Here is a 17,308-nt window from a genome sequence, read left to right on the forward strand (position 1 = left end):
ATGACCGACGAGCAGCCACTGCCCTGGGCCGCGATCCGGCTCTGGGAGATCGGCATGTTGCAGCAGTCCACCGGCAGCGGCCTCGAGCACTGGCTGGCCCGCATCCAGGAGTTGGACCCACCCGACGAACACGCCCTGCGCGAGTGGTTGGGAACCGAGGGGCTCAGCGGCTACCCGCGCGCGCTTCTCGTGCACGAGACGTTCGGCTACCCGGACTCCACGGTGCGGGCCGCCGACGAACTGATCGACGCCCAGTATGCCGACCGCCCGTTGCTGCGGCCGATTCTGGACGCCGTGCTGCTGTACGCCGGCGACCTCGACGAGGTGGGCATCCAGACGCGCACCACGCACGTCGCGTTGTCCGGACCGCAGCGCACCTTCGCCGTGGTGCAGCCGACCACCCGGCACCGTGTGGACCTGGGTCTGCGCATACCGATGCCTGACGTGGCACCGAGCACCCGGCTGCGGCCGGCCACCGAGCTCGGCGCCGACTTCCCCGCCCGGATCCCGCTCACCTCGGCCAGCCAGGTCGACTCCGAGGTGGCCGCCTGGCTGAAGCACGCCTACGATGCGACGCTCTAGCCGCGTGCGCCCGGCGCGCGGGGTTCAGCGCACCGTTCGCGGGCTATGGTGGCGCCGTGAGTGACGACGCCGAACGGGTGCACCCGGACGACCGGGCCGCGTGGCGGGCCTGGCTGGCGAAGAACCACACGACGAAGACCGGCGTGTGGCTGGTCACCTGGCGGCAAGGCTCCGGGATGCCGGTGCTCGGCTACGAGGAGGCCGTGCTCGAGGCCCTCGCGGTGGGCTGGGTCGACAGCAAGGGCGGCAAGGTCGACGAGCGGCGCACCATGCTCTACTTCGCGCCGCGCCGCCGCGGCAGCGCGTGGTCCAGGCCCAATAAGCAGCGCATCGAACGGCTCCGCGCCGAGGGACTGATGCGGGACGCCGGGGAGGCTGCGGTGCGCTCCGCCGAGGCCGACGGCTCCTGGACCCGGCTCGACGAGGTCGAGGACCTGATCGTGCCGCCCGACCTGGCCGTGGCCCTCGCCGCTCTCGACGGTGCCCGGGCGAACTGGGATGCCTTTCCCCGCTCGCCCCGCCGCGGCATCCTGGAGTGGATCGTGCAGGCCAAGCGGCCGGCCACCCGCGCCGCCCGCATCCGGGAGACGGCCGAGGCGGCCGCGCGCAACGAGCGCGCCCACCAGTGGGTCCCCCCGGCCCAGCGCCGCGAACTGTGAAAAAGGCCCCACACCCGATGATTCCGGGGCTTAACTCGCAGTTCTTTGGGGGGGTCAGTGCACGTATTCGAGCAGGTCGAGGCCGACCGAGCGCATGCCGTCCAGCACCGAGAGGCGTGAGGACAGGTTGTGGTCATCGAAGAAAATCGACACGGCGTAGGCGACGCCGGCGCGCGGTCCGCGCAACACGCCCACCTCGCTGCGCACCCCGTTGTCGGAGCCTGTGGAGTTCACCAGCAGCACGCCGTGCGACGCCGACCGGTGGGCGTGCGGCTCGAAGCCGAACGCGCTGGCCACCATGGACAGGTCGGAGTTCAGCGACAGCCAGCCGAGAACCCGTTCGCTGCCCTCGTCGTCGAGGATCTCCCCGCGCGCCAGGGCCGTGAACAGCCAGGTGAGTTCGCGGGCGCTGCCCACCGACAGGTTGGGGGCGTCGTCGGGGCCACGGGCGTCGCGGACGAGGTCGAGCAGGCCGGTGCCGCTCAGGCCGAGTTCCTCGGTGCGACGGCGCACGGCCTCCAGGCCCACCGCGCGCAACAGCACGTTGGTGGCCAGGTTGTCGTTGGTGGCTCCCACCAGTGCGGCGAGGTCGGCGACGGGCAGCGACGGCGCCTGCAGGTGCTGCCAGAGTCCGGAGCCGTCGACCGAGTCGCGCACCGTGCGGTCGAGGATCGTGTACGCGCCGAAATCGGCGTCGCGCAGCCGCGAGGCCACCTCGATGAGCAGCAACACCGTGCCGACGCCGGCGGTGGGCATGACGACGTGGTCATCGACGGAGAACAGCACCCGGCCGGTGGCCAGGTCGGTCGCCCGAGCCGACACCTGCGCACCGCCCATGGCGAGCTCGCCGAGCGAGTGGAAGCCACGCTCGAAACTGGACGGCACCGAGGATTCCCGGTGTCTGCCGCCGCGTTCGATCGCGTGCCTGGACCGGCGTTCGGATTCCTGTGCTGGCGCGACCACTACTGCGTTGTCCTCTGACTATCGGTACTGCGACATCCCCGCGAACACCCTAACCCACGGGTCGCGGGGCCGGAGGAGACCGCTACCAGATCGTGACGCGCTTCTCGGGAGCGAGCCACGCGGCATCCGTCTCGGTCACGCCGAACGCCGTGTAGTACTCGTCGATGTTGCGCACAATCTGGTTGCACCGGAACTCGTTCGGCGAGTGCGGGTCGATCGCGAGCAGCCGGATGGCCTCCTCGTCGCGCATCTTCATCTGCCACGCCTGCGCCCAGGAGAGGAAGAACCGCTGGGCCCCGGTGAACCCGTCGATGACGGGCGGCTCGGCGCCCTCGAGCGACAGCAGGTACGCCTCCCAGGCGATGGAAAGGCCGCCGAGGTCGCCGATGTTCTCACCGATGGTGAGGGCACCGTTCACGTGGTGGTCGGGCACCTGCGCCGGGTGGAGCGCGTCGTACTGCTCGATCAGCGACGCCGTGCGCTGCTCGAACGCGGCCTTGTCGGCCTCGGTCCACCAGTCGGTGAGCCGGCCGTCGCCGTCGTACTTGGAGCCCTGGTCGTCGAAGCCGTGGCCGATCTCGTGGCCGATGACCGCGCCGATCGCACCGTAGTTCGCTGCGGCATCCCGGTTCACGTCGAAGAACGGCACCTGCAGGATGGCCGCGGGGAAGACGATCTCGTTGAAGCCCGGGTTGTAATAGGCGTTGATGGTCTGCGGGGTCATGAACCACTCGTCGCGGTCCAGCGGGTTGCCGATCTTGCCCAGCTCACGGTGGAACTCGAACTCGCCGGTGGCGCGCACGTTCTTGATCAGGTCGCCGGGCTCGATGGCCAGGCTGGAGTAGTCACGCCATTTCACCGGGTAACCGATCTTGGGGGTGAACTTGTCCAGCTTCTCCAGGGCGCGAACCCGGGTCTCCTCAGTCATCCAGTCCAGACCCGAGATGCTGGCCCGGTAGGCCTCGACGAGGTAGCCGACGAGAACGTCCATGCTCGTCTTGGCGTCGGGCGAGAAGTGCCGGTCAACGTAGATGCGGCCGACGGCCTCGCCGAGGGCGCCCTCCACGAGCGAGACGCCGCGCTTCCAGCGGGCACGGATCTGCGGGGTGCCGGTGAGGGTGCGGCCGTAGAAGTCGAAGTTCGCCTCGACGAAGTCGTTCGACAGGTACGACGCGCTCGAGCGGATGACCTGCCAGCGCAGCCAGTCCCGCCAGGCGTCGAGCCGGTCTTCGGTGAGCATCTCGGCCAGGCCGACCACGAAGCTCGGCTGGCGCACGACGACCTCGGCGAAGGACACGGCCGGGGCGTCCAGGCCCTCCAGCCACAGGTCGAGGTCGGCGCCCGCGGCGAGCGCGGACAGCTGGTCCCAGGTCTTGAGGTTGTAGGTCTTCTCGCTGTCGCGGGTGCGCACGTTGTCCCAGTGGTGGCTGGCGAGCTCGGTTTCGAGGGCGAAGATGCGACCGGCGCGCTCCGCGGCGTCGTCGACGCCGGCGAGGGTGAGCATCCGTTCGACGAAGGCAAGGTAGGCCTCGCGCACGCCGGCGAACTTCTCGTCACGGTAGTAGGACTCGTCGGGCAGGCCCAGGCCGGCCTGCTCGACGAAGACCAGGTAGCGCTCGGGGTTGCCCGGGTCGTTGTCGACGAAGAGCTGGAAGGTGCCCGCGACGCCGGACCGCTCGAGGCGGCCGAGGGTGGCGAGGAACACCGGCACGCTGCTGATGCCGTCCACGGTGGCCAGGTCGGCCGCGAGCGGGGTGGCGCCGAGCTGCTCGATGCGTTCCTCGTCCATGAAGCTGGCATAGAGGTCACCGAACTTGCGCTCCTCTGTGCCCTCGGCGGCGGTCTGCGCCTCGAGGATGATGGCCCGCACGGCCTTCTCGGCCTCCTCGGCGAGCAGGTAGAACGAACCCCAGCGGGCCTTGTCGTTCGGGATCTCGGTGCGGGCGATCCACTTGCCGTTCACGTGGCGGAAGAGGTCGTCCTGCGGGCGCACGCCCGGGTCGAGTTCGTCGGTGTCGATTCCGGATGCCGTCGCCTGATCAGTCATCGCACCAGCCTAAACCTCACCGTGAAATGGTGGGGGATGTAGCGGGCGTGGGACCATGGGCCGTGGTGGGCGATGCGGCGGCATGGGAGCATAAGGACAACGGCGCTCCACACGGGTCGCCCTCGACCCAGGAGATCCCCATGCGCGTCATCACCCTGCCCGAGTTCGGCTCCGCCCTCGAACTGACCGAGATCGACACCCCTCAGCCGTCTGCGGGAGAGGTCCGCGTGCGCGTGCACGCGGCATCCGTCAACGGGTTCGACCTGGCCGTGGCCGCCGGCTACCTCAATGGCCTGATGGAGCACCGGTTCCCGGTGGTGCTGGGCAAGGACTTCGCGGGGATCGTGGATGCCGTCGGCGACGACGTCACCGCATACGCCGTGGGTGACCGGGTCTTCGGCGTCGTCACCAAGGCCCACCTGGGTGACGGTTCGTTCGGCGAGTTCGTGGTTGTCCCCGTCGCGACGGGCCTGGCGAAGCTGCCCGAGCAGGTCGACTTCGCCCGCGGCGCCGCCCTCGGGCTGGCCGGTACGGCAGCGCAGGCCGCCGTGGATGCCGCCGAGCTCAGCGCCGGCAGCACCGTACTGGTCGTCGGCGCCACCGGCGGTGTCGGCAACCAGGCGCTGCAGCTCGCCGCCGCGGCCGGCGCCACCGTGATCGCCACCGCCCGCACCGCCCTCGGCATCGCCCAGGTGCGCCTGCTCGGCGCCAGCGAGGTCGTTGACCACACCCAGAACCTCAGCGAGGCCGTGCTCGCCGCCCACCCCGACGGTGTCGACGTGGTGCTGCACTTCGCCGGCGACGCGGCCACCGTGCTGCCGGCGCTGCGAGCCGGCGGTCGCCTGGTCTCCACCCTGATCGGCTCGCCCGACCAGCTCGGCACCGACACCGTCACCGTGGTCCCGATCCTCGCCGACCCCACCCCCGAGGTGCTGACCCGCCTGGCCGAGAGCCTCGCCGCCGGCCGCACCTCCGTGACCGTTCAGGGCAGCTACGCCCTCGCCGACGTTGCCGAGGCATTCGACGACTTCGAGTCCGGCGCGCGCGGCAAGCTCGTCATCCTGCCGTAAGACGTAACTGTTGCCCGTGCGGACAACTGTGGCCGGTACGCCGGGCGCAGGTGTCCGCATGGGCAACACTGAGGGCCAGCTAGAGCGCGAGGTCGCGGCGGCGGATGCCCACGGCCGCCACGGCCGCCAGCAGCACGGCCAGCGCCGGCATCCACCAGGCCCCGCTCCAGTCCACCTCCGCGGCCGCCACGATCGGCGTGTGGCTGAACGGTGAGAGGTCGCGCAGCCACTGGGGCAGGTCGAGCAGGTCGCCGAACTGACCCACGACCACCGCGGCGAGCAACAGACCCCAGCTCAGGCCGATACTCAGGCGCGGCAGCAGCGCCACGAGCACCGCGGCGACGCTGAGCAGCAGCAGCGCCGCCGGTAGCTGGGCGGCACCGGCCGCCAGCACGCTGTCGATGCGGTCGCCGGCGTTCGCGGAACGGAGGAGCCCGGCCGCCGCACCGGCCACGGCGGCCGCGAGCACCAGCACGATCCCGGCCAGGCCGACGATGAGGTAGTCGAACAGCCAGCGGATGCGGCCAAGGCTCGTGCTGAGCATGGCCTCGGCCACCCCGGCGGCCTCCTCCTGACGCGCCCGGAGCATCGCCTGGATCCCGGCGACCGTGGCCAGCACCCCGACCAGGCTGAACAGGGTCGCGGTGAACAGGTCGATGATCGCGCCCCGGCCACCGGCCAGGCCCACCAGCACATTCTGGAAGACCGGGTTCCCCTCCATCAGCTCGACCACGGTCTCGCCGAGACTGCCCGCCAGAAGCCCGAACAGCAGCCCGGTGATGGCCCAGCCGAGAATCGCGGGCCAGTGCAGCCGCCAGGCCAGTCCCAGCGAGCCGTGCAGCAGCCAGCCGGCCGCCGGTCGGCCGGCCCGCTCGGCGAAGACGCTCGAGCCGGTGTCGCGGCGGGACTGCAGCAGTACGGCAACGGCCACGAGCAGGCCGGCGAGGGCGACCGACAGCAGCAGCGGTGCCGGGTTGTTCTCGGTGAACGCACGAGCGCGCTGGCCCCAGCCGATCGGGGACAGCCAGCTCGGCCAGGCGCTCGTCAGGCTCAGCCCGTCGGCGGACGGGGTGCCGCCCGCGTCGCCGGCGGCGCGCAGCACATAGGCCAGACCGACCACGGCGGCCGCCAGTCCGTTCGCACCCCGGGAGGTGCGCATCAGTTGCGCGGCCACCACCCCCACACCGAGAAACGCGACGCCGGTAGCGGCCAGAGCGGCGCCCGTGACGAGCGAGCCGAGCGGGTCGAGCCCGGCGATGACCAGGGCCAGCGCCACCGCGGCTCCCGCGGCCAGGCTCGCGACGACGCCGAACAGCACCGTGGCCAACAGCGGCACCACCCGTCCGGCGACGGTGGCGCCGATCAGCTCGCTGCGGCCGGCCTCCTCCTCCGCGCGGCTGTGCCGCACCGCGAGGAACGTGCTCATGAACGCCACGGCGGCGGCGAGGTTGGCGAACATGCTGAAGAACAGCAACGCGTCGGTGGTGGGGCCCCTCGGTTCGCCGCGGAGCATCAGGATGCTCGGCGTACCCACGGCGATCTGCACGAGAGCTTCCCGGTCGGCGAGGGTGCCGAAACTGGCGGGCACGGCGATACCGGCGAGCAACGCGACAGCCGCAAGCGAGAGGAGCCAGATCGGCAGTTGCACGCGGTCCCGTCGCAGCCGCAGCCGCAGCATCGGCCACAGGGTGGGCACCGCTGCTCGCACGTACGTCGGGGCGGCCTGGCGTGCCGGGGCTGCCGGGGCCGTCATCGCCGGTGCCGGTGCTGCGGAGAGTGAGCGCCGGCCGGGTCTGAATCGACGTTCTCCGGCCCGTTCGGGGCCGCCGACGCGTCATCGTAGTGGCGCAGGAACAGGCTCTCCAGGGTGGGCGGCGCAACGGTGAGCGCCTGCACCCGCAGCTCGGCGAGTACCGGCAGCATCCCGGGCAGCGCCTGGGCGTCGACTGTGAAGCTCACCCTGTCGTCACCGACCGAGAGGTCACGCGCGCCCGGCAGCCGTGCGGCGAGGCCGGCCAGTTGGGCATCCGTGAGCCCGGCGGCGGCGAAGGCCACCTCGGTGCGGGTGAGGTGGCGCAGCTCGGCCAGGGTACCGGTCTCGATGATCCGGCCGGAGCGGATGATGCTCACCCGGTCGCAGAGGCGCTCGACCTCGCTGAGGATGTGGCTGGAGAGCAACACCGTGGCACCGTCGGCGGCCGCGGCGACGATCTCGGCCCTGAAAACGGCATCCATCAGCGGGTCAAGGCCCGAGGTGGGTTCGTCGAGGATGAGCAGGTCGGCGGGCACGGCGAGCGCCGCGACGAGGGCCACCTTCTGCCGGTTGCCCGTCGAGTAGGTGCGGCCCTTTTTGGTCGGGTCGAGCTGGAAGCGCTCCAGCAACTGCCGGCGCCGCGCCTGGTAGGCCGGATCGGCGGTGCGGGCCCCGCGCAGCCGGGCGAGCAGGTCGATGGCCTCGCCGCCGGAGAGGTTGGGCCACAGGCTCACGTCGCCGGGGACGTAGGCGATGCGGCGATGCAGCGCGGAGGCATCCGCCCAGGGATCACCGCCGAGCACGCTGGCCGAGCCGCCGCCGGCGCGCATCAGGCCGAGCAGGATGCGGATGGTGGTGGATTTGCCCGCGCCGTTCGGGCCGACGAAACCGTGCACCTCCCCCTCGGCCACCGACAGGTCGAGGCCGGCGAGGGCCTGCACCCGGCCGAACCGCTTGGTGAGGTCACGCGTCTGAACAACGGGGCTCATAGCCGTGAGACTACGCCCGAACCTTGGTCGGCGTCCTCCCCCGTCGGTGCGGATAACTAGAGTCGAAGCATCGAACTTCTACGCCCGCAACCCATCGACCGTGAGATCCGCCGGCTGGCCCTGCCTGCCCTCGGCGCCCTCATCGCCGAGCCCCTGTTCCTGCTGTCCGACTCGGCCATGGTCGGCCACCTCGGCGCGGTGCCACTGGCCGGTCTCGGCCTGGCCAGCGCGGTGCTGCAGACCATCATCGGGCTGATGGTGTTCCTCGCGTACAGCACCACCCCCGCCGTGGCCCGCTGGCTCGGTGTCGGCGACCGGCGCCGTGCGGTGTCGGTGGGGCTGGATGGCCTGTGGCTTGCGCTCGGCCTCGGCGCCGTGCTCGCCGTGGCCGGCTGGTTCGCGGCCCCCGCGCTGGTGGCCGCGTTCGGTGCCGACCCCGAGGTGACCCGCGCCGCCGCCGACTATCTGGCCCTGTCGATGCTGGGTGTGCCCGCGATGCTGCTGGTCTTCGCCGCGACCGGACTGCTGCGCGGCCTGCAGGACACCCGCACCCCGCTCTGGGTCGCCGGGCTCGGCTTCCTGACCAACATCCTGCTCAATCTGTGGTTCATCTACGGGCTGGGCTTGGGCCTGATCGGGTCGGCGCTGGGCACGGTGCTCGCCCAGTGGGGCATGGTGGCCGTGTATCTGGTCATCGTCGTGCGGCACGCCCGCCGCGAGCGTGCGCCGCTCCGACCGCACCGTGCGGGGCTGCTCCGCGGGGCCACCAGCGGCGGCTGGTTGTTCCTGCGCACCGCGAGCCTCCGCGCCGCCATGCTGTTGGCGGTGTTTGTGGCCACCAGCCTCGGCTCCCCCGAGCTCGCGGCATTCCAGATCGCGATGACCCTGTTCGCCACGCTGGCCTTCGCCCTCGACGCCCTCGCCATTGCCGCGCAGGCCCTGGTGGGCCGGGGTCTCGGTGCCGGCGACCTGCAGCAGGTGCGCCAGGTGCTGCGGCGCTGCCTGGAGTGGGGCATCGGCGGCGGCATGCTGCTCGGCCTGGTCGTGGTGGCCGCCAGCGGGGTGCTCGGCGGGGTATTCACCAACGCCGCTGAGGTCACCGCGCTGCTGCCGCCGACCCTCGTGGTGCTCGGCCTGTCCGTGCCGCTGGGCGGCCTGGTCTTTGTGCTCGACGGGGTGCTGATCGGTGCCGGCGACGCCCGCTATCTCGCGATCACCGGCCTGGTCAACCTGGCCGCCTTCGTCCCGCTGGCCGGCCTGGTGCTGCTCTTCGCTCCCGCCGGTGCCGCGGGGCTGGCTTGGCTGATGGCCGCGTTCGTCTTCGGTTTCCTCGGCGCCAGAGCGGTGACCCTGTCCGTGCGCGCCCGAGGCGCCCGCTGGGTGCGCCTGGGCGCCTGACCGGTCCGCGAACTGTGAGAAAAGCCCCGGGATCTCTCGATTTCCGGGGCTCAGCTCACAGTTCGCGGGGGCGGTAGCGTGGGTGGAATGACGAAGACTCGCGGACGGCGCGAACTCACCCGCTGGCGGAACGCCATCTTCATGCTGTTTTTTGTGAGCGGGCTCGGGCTGGCGTCGTGGGTGTCCCGGATCCCCACCGTGCGCGACGACCTGGCGCTCCGCACCGACCAGGTGGGCCTGCTGATCTTCGGGCTCTCCGCCGGATCCATTCTCGGACTCGTCGCGGCCGTCTGGCTGCTGTCGGCGTTCGGCGCCCGCCGGGCCCTGGTGATCAGCATCGCCACCTCCTCGGCAGGTCTGGTCCTGGTGGGCACCGCGGCCACGGTGTGGGGGTCGTCGCCGATCGCGTTCACCGCCCTGGCCCTGGTGGGCTTCGGCATGGGTTCGACCGACGTCATGATGAACGTCGAGGGGGCAGCGGTCGAACGCGAACTCGGCATCACCCTGATGCCGTTGCTGCACGCCTGCTTCAGCCTGGGCACCGTGGCCGGGGCGCTGCTCGGCGCCGGGGCCGCCGCCCTCGCCGTGTCGGTGGTCTGGCACCTCAGCCTCGTCGCCGCCCTCGCGCTGGCCGCCGCCGCGATCGCGGTCCGGTTCGTGCCGCTCCGCCCGGCCCTCGGCGACCCCGCAGACCAGTCCGCCGCGCACACCGTCGTGCGGCCGAACTGGGTCGAACGGATGCGCACCAGCCTCGCGGTGTGGCGCGACCCGAACATCCTGCTGATCGGGGTGATCGTGCTGGGCATGACCTTCGCCGAGGGATCGGCCAGCGACTGGCTGGCCCTGGCCGTGGTCGACGGGCACGGCCAGAGCGACGCCACCGGGGCGCTGGTCTTCGGGGTGTTCGTCTCGGCGATGACGGTGGGCCGGGTGCTCGGCGGCCCGGTGCTGGACAGGTTCGGCCGGGTTCCGGTGCTGCGGGCCTGCTCGGTTCTCGGCGTGGCCGGCCTGTTGCTGGTGATCCTGGCGCCGGCCATCTGGCTGCTCATCGTCGGCACCGTGCTGTGGGGCCTCGGCGCCTCGCTCGGCTTCCCGGTGGGCATGTCGGCCGCCGCGGATGACACCGCAAACGCGGCCGCCCGGGTGAGCGCCGTAGCCATGATCGGCTATTTCGCATTTCTGGTCGGGCCACCGGTGTTGGGCCTGATCGGCGAGCAGTGGGGCATCCTGAACGCCCTGTTCGTGATCGTCGTGCTCATGGCCCTCGCCGGGCTGGCCGCCCCGGCGGCCCGCGAGCGCGCGCAGACCGCCGCCGCCGGTTAAGCTCGTTCAGTGCGCCTCGTAATAGCAAGATGTTCAGTTGACTACGCCGGACGGCTCAGCGCGCATTTGCCGCTGGCCACCCGCCTGCTCATGCTCAAGTCCGACGGCAGCCTGCTCGTGCACTCGGACGGCGGCTCGTACAAGCCGCTCAACTGGATGAGCCCGCCGTGCAGCCTGGCCGTCTCGGCGCCCGACGAGCTGCAGGCCGAGGCCGGGATCACCGAGCTGTGGACCGTGACGCACGCCAAGACCGCCGACCAGCTCATCGTGAGCCTCTACGACGTTGAGCACGACTCCGCCCACGAACTCGGCATCGACCCGGGCCTCATCAAGGACGGCGTCGAAGCGCACCTGCAGAAGCTCCTCGCCGAGCACATCCACCTGCTCGGCGACGGCCACACCCTCGTGCGCCGCGAGTACATGACGGCGATCGGCCCCGTCGACATCCTGGCCAGGGACGCCCAGGGCGCCTCTGTGGCCGTGGAACTCAAGCGCCGCGGCGACATCGACGGCGTCGAGCAGCTCACCCGCTACCTCGAGCTGATGAACCGCGACCCGCACCTGGCGCCCGTGGTGGGCGTGTTCGCCGCGCAGCAGATCAAGCCGCAGGCGCGCACGCTGGCCGAGGACCGCGGCATCCGCTGCCTGGTGCTCGACTACGACGCCATGCGCGGGCTCGACGACACCGCGTCCAAGCTCTTCTAGGCTCCCGTGCCTGACCGGTCCGCTGCCTTGTCCTCCGAGGCGGCCGGCGACACCGCGCCGCTCGACCTGCTCGCCCGGCGGGTGCTCGGCCTACTGCCCATCGATGGCCGCATCGTTGTGGGCATCGCCGGCAGCCCCGGCGCGGGCAAGACCACCCTGGCCGAGCGGCTGGCGCGGCGCCTCACCGAGCTTGCCGGGGTGGATGCGGATGCGGCCGGGTCGGCTGCGGCGGCCGGCCCGGCGACCGGGGCGACTGCCGCCGTTCCCTGGGCCGTGCACCTGCCGATGGACGGCTTCCACCTGGCCAATGCCACCCTCGACAGGCTCGGCCGGCACGACCGCAAGGGCGCCATCGACACCTTCGACGGCTGGGGCTTCGTGGCGCTGCTGCGACGGCTCAGGGCCGAGACCGACCACCCGGTCTACGCCCCGAGCTTCGACCGTGCGGTCGACGAGGGGGTGGCGGGCGCCCTGGTTGTGGAGCCGGGCACCCGCATCGTGATCGTCGAGGGCAACTACCTGCTCGTGGACCGGGAACCCTGGAACCTGGTGCCCGGTCTGGCCGCTGAGGTGTGGTTCTGCGAGACCCCGGGCGCCGAGCGTCTGCAGCGCCTGGTGGCGCGGCACCAGCGGCACGGACGCAGCCCCGGGGCCGCCCGGGACTGGGCCGAGAACGTCGACGGAGCCAACGCCGTGCTCATCGAGCGGTCAGCGCCGCGCGCCACATTGCGGGTCTCCGGCCTCGACGCCACGGTCATCCCCTCGGCCTGACCGGCCCCGCCGCCGCAACTGTTCCCCTTGCGGACACAGTTGGCCGGGTTCTCGGAGAGAGGCACGACCCGGCGGCATCCGTTCGCCGGCAGCGATGCGGCCGACCGCGGGGTCGCGCGCATACCTTGTATCCACCTCGCATGCAAGGGTTTGCCCCCTCCGGCCCTAGGATATTGCGAGTGAACCCCACTCTGACGCGCACCTGGAGCGCCATCCTCTTCGACCTCGACGGAACCATCACGGATTCCGCCCCGGCAATCACGAACTCGTTGGCGCGCACCTTCGCTCTGCTCGGCCGCCCGGTTCCCTCCGACACCGAGCTGATGAAGTACGTCGGCCCGCCGCTGCTGGCGGCGTTCGGCGAGTACGCCGGCATGACGCCCGACGAGGCCCAGGAGGCCCTTGCCGTGTACCGCGCCGACTACCAGGGCCCCGCGTCGCTGGACACCGCCGTGTACCCGGGCGTCGCCGGCCTGCTCGAGCGCATCCACGAGTCCGGCATCCCGCTCGGCTTGGCCACCAGCAAGCCCGAGCACACCGCGATCGCGATCCTTACGCACTTCGAGCTGGCCCAGTACTTCACCGTCATGGTGGGCGCCACCGAGAACGAGACCCGCAGCAACAAGGCCGACATCGTCGAAGAGGCCCTGGTGCGCTTCGCCGCCGTCGGTGTCGACACCTCCGCCGTCGTCATGGTCGGCGACCGCATCTATGACGCCGAGGGCGCCAACGCGAACGGCGTTCCCACCATCCTCGTCGAGTGGGGCTACGGCTCCCCCGCGGAGGCCGCCCTGGCCACCGCCGTGGTGCACTCCACCGACCAGCTCGGCAAGCTCCTCCTCGGCTGACCCGTCGCCTTCCCGCGGCGCCGAGTTGCCGCACAGTGCCCCTTCACGCATGGTGATGGGGCACTTTTCGGCACGTCGTGACCGCGCGGGTTGCTGACTTGCCGCAAATGGTCCCTCTGCGGGCGGCGAAGCGGCGATTCGGCGCACGTCGCGGCGGGGGCATCCGTGGCCGGGCGGAGATGACGAGCCCACCCGGATGGGTAGGGGCAGTCAGGCCGGACGGCCAGATCCGGGTAGGCTGACGCGGTGAAGTCGCTCGCCAACCCCCGCTCAATGGAACTGCTCGACGCCCTGCACGGCGTCGTGCAGAGCTCCCCGCCCGACGTCGCCGGCGGCTTCTCGGCCCTTCTCGAGCCGTTCATCGGGCACAGCGCGCTGCTGATTCTCACCGACGACTGCACAGACGACTGCACCGGCCGACCGCGGAAGACGGCCGGCGAGGCGTCGATCATCGACGACGTCACCCTCGTCGAGCTCGACGCCGTGCGCCGCTCGCTCACCAGCGAACCGTCCGACCCGTGGGGCCGACGTGCCGTGCTCGGTGGCACCGATCGCCCGATCACGGCCTGGACTGCTTCCACCGGCGCCCTGCTGGTGCTCGCCGACCCCGAACTCACGCCGGCCGGCGCGGCCGACCCCGAGGCGACCCTCGCGCTCGTCGGCCGGTTGTGGCAGCTCGTGGCCACGAGCATCCGCCAACAGGTGGCCGCGCCCAGTCCCGCCCACCTGCTCGACTCGCGGCCCGCGTCGGCCGAGCGTGCCAAGCTCATCGCCGATCTCACGGATGCCCATTCGACCACTCTCGAATCCCTGCTCGGGGTGCTGCGCTCGCCCACGGTCAGCGCCGAGGCCGCCCGCCAGACCGCCACCGATCTCGCCGCGAGCGCCATGGTGAACCTGCGCGCGGTGTCGGACCGGGACCGCTCACTCGCCCAGGAACCGGTGGCGGCGGCCTTTGCCAGGCTGCGGGACGATCTGAGGCCCTTGGTGCGGTTCGGTGACCTCGACGTGCAGTTCGTCGAGCCGCCGGCGAACGGCCCAGCCCTGCCCGGTGAGGTCGCGCACGCGGGCCGCGCCATCGTGCGCGGCGCCGTGCTGGCCCTGGTGGAGCAGGCGGGGGTGAGCCGGGTACGCGTGCAGTGGGACTGCGACGGCAGCAACCTGTTGATCCAGATCCGCGACGACGGCGCGGGCGTTCTCAGCACGGACTCCCCCGGCGTCGTCCCTCTCACGGCCAGGGTCGCCGCGCTCGGCGGCACCTTCGGCGTGCAGGCCACCGCCGGCTGGGGCTCCGAGCTCACGGTGTCGCTGCCGTTGGACCCACCGTCGGCCCCGCTGGCCCCCGCCACCGAGTGGGGGTTGAGCCCGCGGGAGCAGGGGGTGCTGGCGCTGGTCGCCTCCGGCGCGCGGAATAAGGCCATCGCCGGCGAGCTGCTGATCAGCGAGAACACCGTGAAGTTCCACGTGGCCAACCTGCTGCGCAAGGTGGGCGCCTCCACCCGCGCCGAGCTGGCTTCGCTGGCCCGCTAGTCCCTGGGCAACCGGATCGCGCTGGTCCAGCCGTAGTCGCCGGCATCCGCGCCGCCGGCCGTGGCGGCCCGGGTGACGTGGCTGCGGGCGTGTTCGATCGCGGCGTCAAGGTCGACGAAGAGGTGGTTGCGGTGCCGCAGCGACGTGATCACGCCCACCCGGGTGACGAGTTTGAGGTGCCGCGGCTGGATGCCCTTGACGAGCACCGTGATGCCGCGCCGCTCGAGCGCCTGGATCATCTCGGTGATCACCCGGGCGCCGGTGGCGTCGAGGATCTGCAGTTGCGACATCCGGATGATCACCACCGTGATGTGGCTGGTCTGGTTGACCCGTTCGAGCATCCGCTCGGCCGCACCGAAGAACAGGGCGCCGTCGAGCCTGAACAGCGCGATGCGCTCGTCGCCGGGAACCGGGGTGCCGGGCAGTTCCTCCCGGTGCACGCCGCTGGAGGCCGACACCGCCCGCAGCGCGAAGAAAGCGGCGACGGCGATGCCGATGCCCACGGCCACGATGAGGTCGACCGAGACCGTCACCAGGGCGGTGATGACGAACACCGTGGCATCCGACCCCGTGGAGCCGATGATGCTTCGCACGGTGGCGATCGAGATCATCCGGGCCGCGGTCACCATGAGCACCCCGGAGAGCGCGGCGAGCGGGATCTGCGAGACCACCCCGGTGGCGAGGTAGACCACGCCGACGAGCACGATCGAGTGCACGATCGCCGCCAGCCGGGTGCGGCCGCCAGAGCGGATGTTGACCGCCGTGCGGGCGATCGCGCCGGTGGCCGGCATGCCGCCGAAGAAGCCGGAGGCGATCGAGGCCAGGCCCTGGCCCACGAGCTCGCGGTCGGCGTCGTACGGGCCGGTGTCGGACAGCGTGACGGCCACCCGCGCAGAGAGCAGGGACTCGATCGCGGCGAGCGCCGCGATGGTGAGGGCGGGGCCGACCAGGGAGCTCAGCAGGCCGGCATCAAGCTGCGGCAGCGCGGGCGACGGCAGCGAGCTGGGCAGCTCGCCGATGCGGGCCAGCGGCAGGTTGGCGAGGTTGGCGATCACGGTCACGACGATGATGGCCACGATCGACCCCGGCAGCTTCTTGTGCACCAGGGGGGCCAGCAGCATGATCGCGGCCACCATGAGCACCATGGCCACAGGCACGATCACGGTGGACCAGTCGACGGTCTGGAAGGACTGTACGGCGGCCACGAAGGCATTGCTGCTCGGCCCGGCCTTGGAACCGATCGCGGCGGGTACCTGCTGCAGGAAGATGATGACGGCGATGCCCAGGGTGAACCCCTCGATCACCGGCCAGGGGATGAAGGTCACCGCTCGGCCGAGTTTGAGGGCGCCGGCAATGATCACGATGAGGCCCGCCATGAGGCTGAGCACCGCGACAACGCCGACGCCGTGGGCGGCCACGACCGGACCGAGCACCACGACCATGGCGCCGGTGGGGCCGGAGACCTGGATGTTGGAGCCGCCGAACACCGCGGCGATCACACCGGCCACGATGGCGGTGATCAGGCCGCTTTCGGCGCCGGCGCCGGAGCTGACCCCGAAGGCCAGGGCCAGCGGCAGCGCAATGATGCCCACGGTGAGGCCGGCCACGATGTCGCCGCGCCAGGTGCGCTTCACATCGCGGTAATCCTGCCAGCTGGGCAACAGCGCGCGCAGGTAACGGCCGGTCCTGCCGGCGGCGACGGTGATCACACTCACCGGGACACCGCGTCACTGGACACGGCAGCGTTGGACGCCGCATCCGTCGACCCGAGCCGGGGCCGGCCGACCGTGCTGATCAGGCGCTGCTGGGTGGTCTCGAGAATCTCGACGAGCAGCTGCCGGGCCACCGCGAGCAGATCGGCGACCTGCGGGTAGGCCAGGCCGTAGAAGACCAGGCTGCCGCGGCGCTCAGCCACCACCAGGTTGTGCCGGCGCAGCACCGACAGGTGCTGGGAGAGGTGCGAGGCCTCCAGGCCGGTGTCGGCGAGCAGGTCGGAGACCGACAGGTCGGTGTCGGCGTGGGCGAGCACCTCGAGCACCCGCACCCGAACCGGATGCGCCAACCCCTTGAACAGGTTGGCCTTCACCTCATACAGCGGACGGTTCGCATCCGTGAAGGTGCCGGTCGGGTCGTCATTCAGCGGTTCCATGAATTCATCATATCGCGCTACCAGCGGATAACCCCGGACCAAGGTCCCGTCGCCGGTGCCGGCAAACGGCCGGGCTTCGGGCTACTCCGCGTTGGGGTCGGCTACCGTGGCGGCCGGGGCGGCGGCGGGCACGTTGCGGTGGGTGCGCCAGAAGTACTCGCGCTTGAGGCTCTCCCAGCGGTCCATGCTGACGGCGTTTACTGAGGTCGACTTTTGGTCGGACACGAATTGCTCTTTCTCTTGACGTGCTGTCACCACATCGAGCGGCGTTCGATGGGTGGGGCAGGGCGTCAATCAGGAGGTTGCCGTGATGAGCGTGGCGCCACTGTCGGTGGGTTTCGGTCACCATCGACCTGCTCGGCCTGACGAATTCCCGGGGCCGAATAATCAGTTTAGATCTCCGCACTTCCCCCCGTCAGGGGACGAAGGTCCCGAATCGGCGGGTCTGTGAGCCGGCTGGGAGCACACCGATTCAGCACATACATAGGTGCGGGGACCAGACTGGTCGAGGCCCGAATCTG

General features: G+C 71.2%; 16 protein-coding genes. 9 read left to right on the forward strand and 7 right to left on the reverse strand.

Annotation, left to right across the window (positions count from 1 at the left end):
* The gene (locus tag E3O57_RS11820) at window positions 1-582 is read left to right on the forward strand and encodes a DUF5655 domain-containing protein (protein ID WP_088454849.1); all 582 of its coding nucleotides are present in this window, start codon (window positions 1-3) and stop codon (window positions 580-582) included.
* Between the two features lie 56 nt (window positions 583-638).
* Window positions 639-1,241, forward strand: coding sequence for a YdeI family protein (locus E3O57_RS11825; RefSeq protein WP_103479238.1), 603 nt, complete (start codon window positions 639-641; stop codon window positions 1,239-1,241).
* 54 nt (window positions 1,242-1,295) lie between these two features.
* Here E3O57_RS11825 and E3O57_RS11830 read toward each other — a convergent pair whose 3' ends face one another.
* Window positions 1,296-2,204, reverse strand: a complete 909-nt coding sequence (locus tag E3O57_RS11830) for a serine hydrolase (protein ID WP_103460109.1) — start codon at window positions 2,202-2,204, stop codon at window positions 1,296-1,298.
* An 82-nt stretch (window positions 2,205-2,286) separates the two neighbouring features.
* On the reverse strand, window positions 2,287-4,251 hold the full coding sequence (locus E3O57_RS11835; protein ID WP_103460108.1) for a M13 family metallopeptidase: 1,965 nt from the start codon (window positions 4,249-4,251) through the stop codon (window positions 2,287-2,289).
* A gap of 140 nt (window positions 4,252-4,391) precedes the next feature.
* On the opposite strand from E3O57_RS11835, the gene E3O57_RS11840 reads away from it, so the two are divergent.
* The gene (locus E3O57_RS11840) at window positions 4,392-5,321 is read left to right on the forward strand and encodes an NADP-dependent oxidoreductase (protein WP_103460107.1); all 930 of its coding nucleotides are present in this window, start codon (window positions 4,392-4,394) and stop codon (window positions 5,319-5,321) included.
* Window positions 5,322-5,400: 79 nt separating this feature from the next.
* Here the strand turns inward: E3O57_RS11840 and E3O57_RS11845 are convergent, their stop codons facing one another.
* Together E3O57_RS11845 and E3O57_RS11850 are read right to left on the reverse strand one after the other, a co-directional pair.
* The gene (locus E3O57_RS11845) at window positions 5,401-7,074 is read right to left on the reverse strand and encodes an ABC transporter permease (protein ID WP_103479237.1); all 1,674 of its coding nucleotides are present in this window, start codon (window positions 7,072-7,074) and stop codon (window positions 5,401-5,403) included.
* Window positions 7,071-8,063: an ABC transporter ATP-binding protein gene (locus E3O57_RS11850; RefSeq protein WP_103479236.1), complete on the reverse strand. Its 993-nt coding sequence runs from the start codon at window positions 8,061-8,063 to the stop codon at window positions 7,071-7,073. The genes E3O57_RS11845 and E3O57_RS11850 overlap by 4 nt, the downstream gene beginning before the upstream one ends.
* 69 nt (window positions 8,064-8,132) lie before the next feature.
* Here E3O57_RS11850 and E3O57_RS11855 point away from each other — a divergent pair, with 69 nt between their 5' ends.
* From E3O57_RS11855 to E3O57_RS11880, 6 genes are all read left to right on the forward strand, one after another.
* Window positions 8,133-9,461 carry an MATE family efflux transporter gene (locus E3O57_RS11855; RefSeq protein WP_255455749.1) on the forward strand — a complete coding sequence of 443 codons (1,329 nt, stop codon included), beginning with the start codon at window positions 8,133-8,135 and terminating at the stop codon, window positions 9,459-9,461.
* A gap of 87 nt (window positions 9,462-9,548) precedes the next feature.
* Window positions 9,549-10,784 carry an MFS transporter gene (locus E3O57_RS11860; RefSeq protein WP_103479234.1) on the forward strand — a complete coding sequence of 412 codons (1,236 nt, stop codon included), beginning with the start codon at window positions 9,549-9,551 and terminating at the stop codon, window positions 10,782-10,784.
* A gap of 9 nt (window positions 10,785-10,793) precedes the next feature.
* Entirely contained in the window at window positions 10,794-11,489 is a 696-nt protein-coding gene (gene nucS, locus E3O57_RS11865; RefSeq protein WP_103460102.1) for an endonuclease NucS, read from the forward strand.
* 6 nt (window positions 11,490-11,495) lie between these two features.
* Window positions 11,496-12,260, forward strand: a complete 765-nt coding sequence (locus E3O57_RS11870) for a nucleoside/nucleotide kinase family protein (protein WP_241990391.1) — start codon at window positions 11,496-11,498, stop codon at window positions 12,258-12,260.
* A gap of 179 nt (window positions 12,261-12,439) precedes the next feature.
* A complete protein-coding gene (locus E3O57_RS11875; RefSeq protein ID WP_240632321.1) occupies window positions 12,440-13,108 on the forward strand; it encodes an HAD hydrolase-like protein in 669 nt (222 codons plus the stop codon).
* Window positions 13,109-13,354: 246 nt separating this feature from the next.
* Window positions 13,355-14,638, forward strand: a complete 1,284-nt coding sequence (locus tag E3O57_RS11880) for a LuxR C-terminal-related transcriptional regulator (protein WP_241990392.1) — start codon at window positions 13,355-13,357, stop codon at window positions 14,636-14,638.
* Here the strand turns inward: E3O57_RS11880 and E3O57_RS11885 are convergent.
* From E3O57_RS11885 to E3O57_RS18725, 3 genes are all read right to left on the reverse strand, one after another.
* A complete protein-coding gene (locus E3O57_RS11885; RefSeq protein ID WP_241990393.1) occupies window positions 14,635-16,353 on the reverse strand; it encodes a SulP family inorganic anion transporter in 1,719 nt (572 codons plus the stop codon). The genes E3O57_RS11880 and E3O57_RS11885 overlap by 4 nt on opposite strands.
* On the reverse strand, window positions 16,350-16,787 hold the full coding sequence (locus tag E3O57_RS11890) for a metalloregulator ArsR/SmtB family transcription factor (protein ID WP_088454834.1): 438 nt from the start codon (window positions 16,785-16,787) through the stop codon (window positions 16,350-16,352). The genes E3O57_RS11885 and E3O57_RS11890 overlap by 4 nt, the downstream gene beginning before the upstream one ends.
* A gap of 81 nt (window positions 16,788-16,868) precedes the next feature.
* Entirely contained in the window at window positions 16,869-17,012 is a 144-nt protein-coding gene (locus tag E3O57_RS18725; protein WP_158253860.1) for a hypothetical protein, read from the reverse strand.
* Window positions 17,013-17,308 lie beyond the last annotated feature (296 nt).

The organism is Cryobacterium sp. TMN-39-2 (genome assembly GCF_004402745.1).
Classification (GTDB): domain Bacteria; phylum Actinomycetota; class Actinomycetes; order Actinomycetales; family Microbacteriaceae; genus Cryobacterium; species Cryobacterium zongtaii.

Bases quoted from the DNA above. Each gene is read 5' to 3' on its own strand.
- E3O57_RS11820 (WP_088454849.1), top strand. From the start codon at position 1: ATGACCGACGAGCAGCCACTGCCCTGGGCCGCGATCCGGCTCTGGGAG.
- E3O57_RS11850 (WP_103479236.1), bottom strand. From the start codon at position 8,063: ATGAGCCCCGTTGTTCAGACGCGTGACCTCACCAAGCGGTTCGGCCGG.
- E3O57_RS11845 (WP_103479237.1), bottom strand. From the start codon at position 7,074: ATGACGGCCCCGGCAGCCCCGGCACGCCAGGCCGCCCCGACGTACGTG.
- E3O57_RS11860 (WP_103479234.1), top strand. From the start codon at position 9,549: ATGACGAAGACTCGCGGACGGCGCGAACTCACCCGCTGGCGGAACGCC.
- E3O57_RS11840 (WP_103460107.1), top strand. From the start codon at position 4,392: ATGCGCGTCATCACCCTGCCCGAGTTCGGCTCCGCCCTCGAACTGACC.
- E3O57_RS11890 (WP_088454834.1), bottom strand. From the start codon at position 16,787: ATGGAACCGCTGAATGACGACCCGACCGGCACCTTCACGGATGCGAAC.
- E3O57_RS11835 (WP_103460108.1), bottom strand. From the start codon at position 4,251: ATGACTGATCAGGCGACGGCATCCGGAATCGACACCGACGAACTCGAC.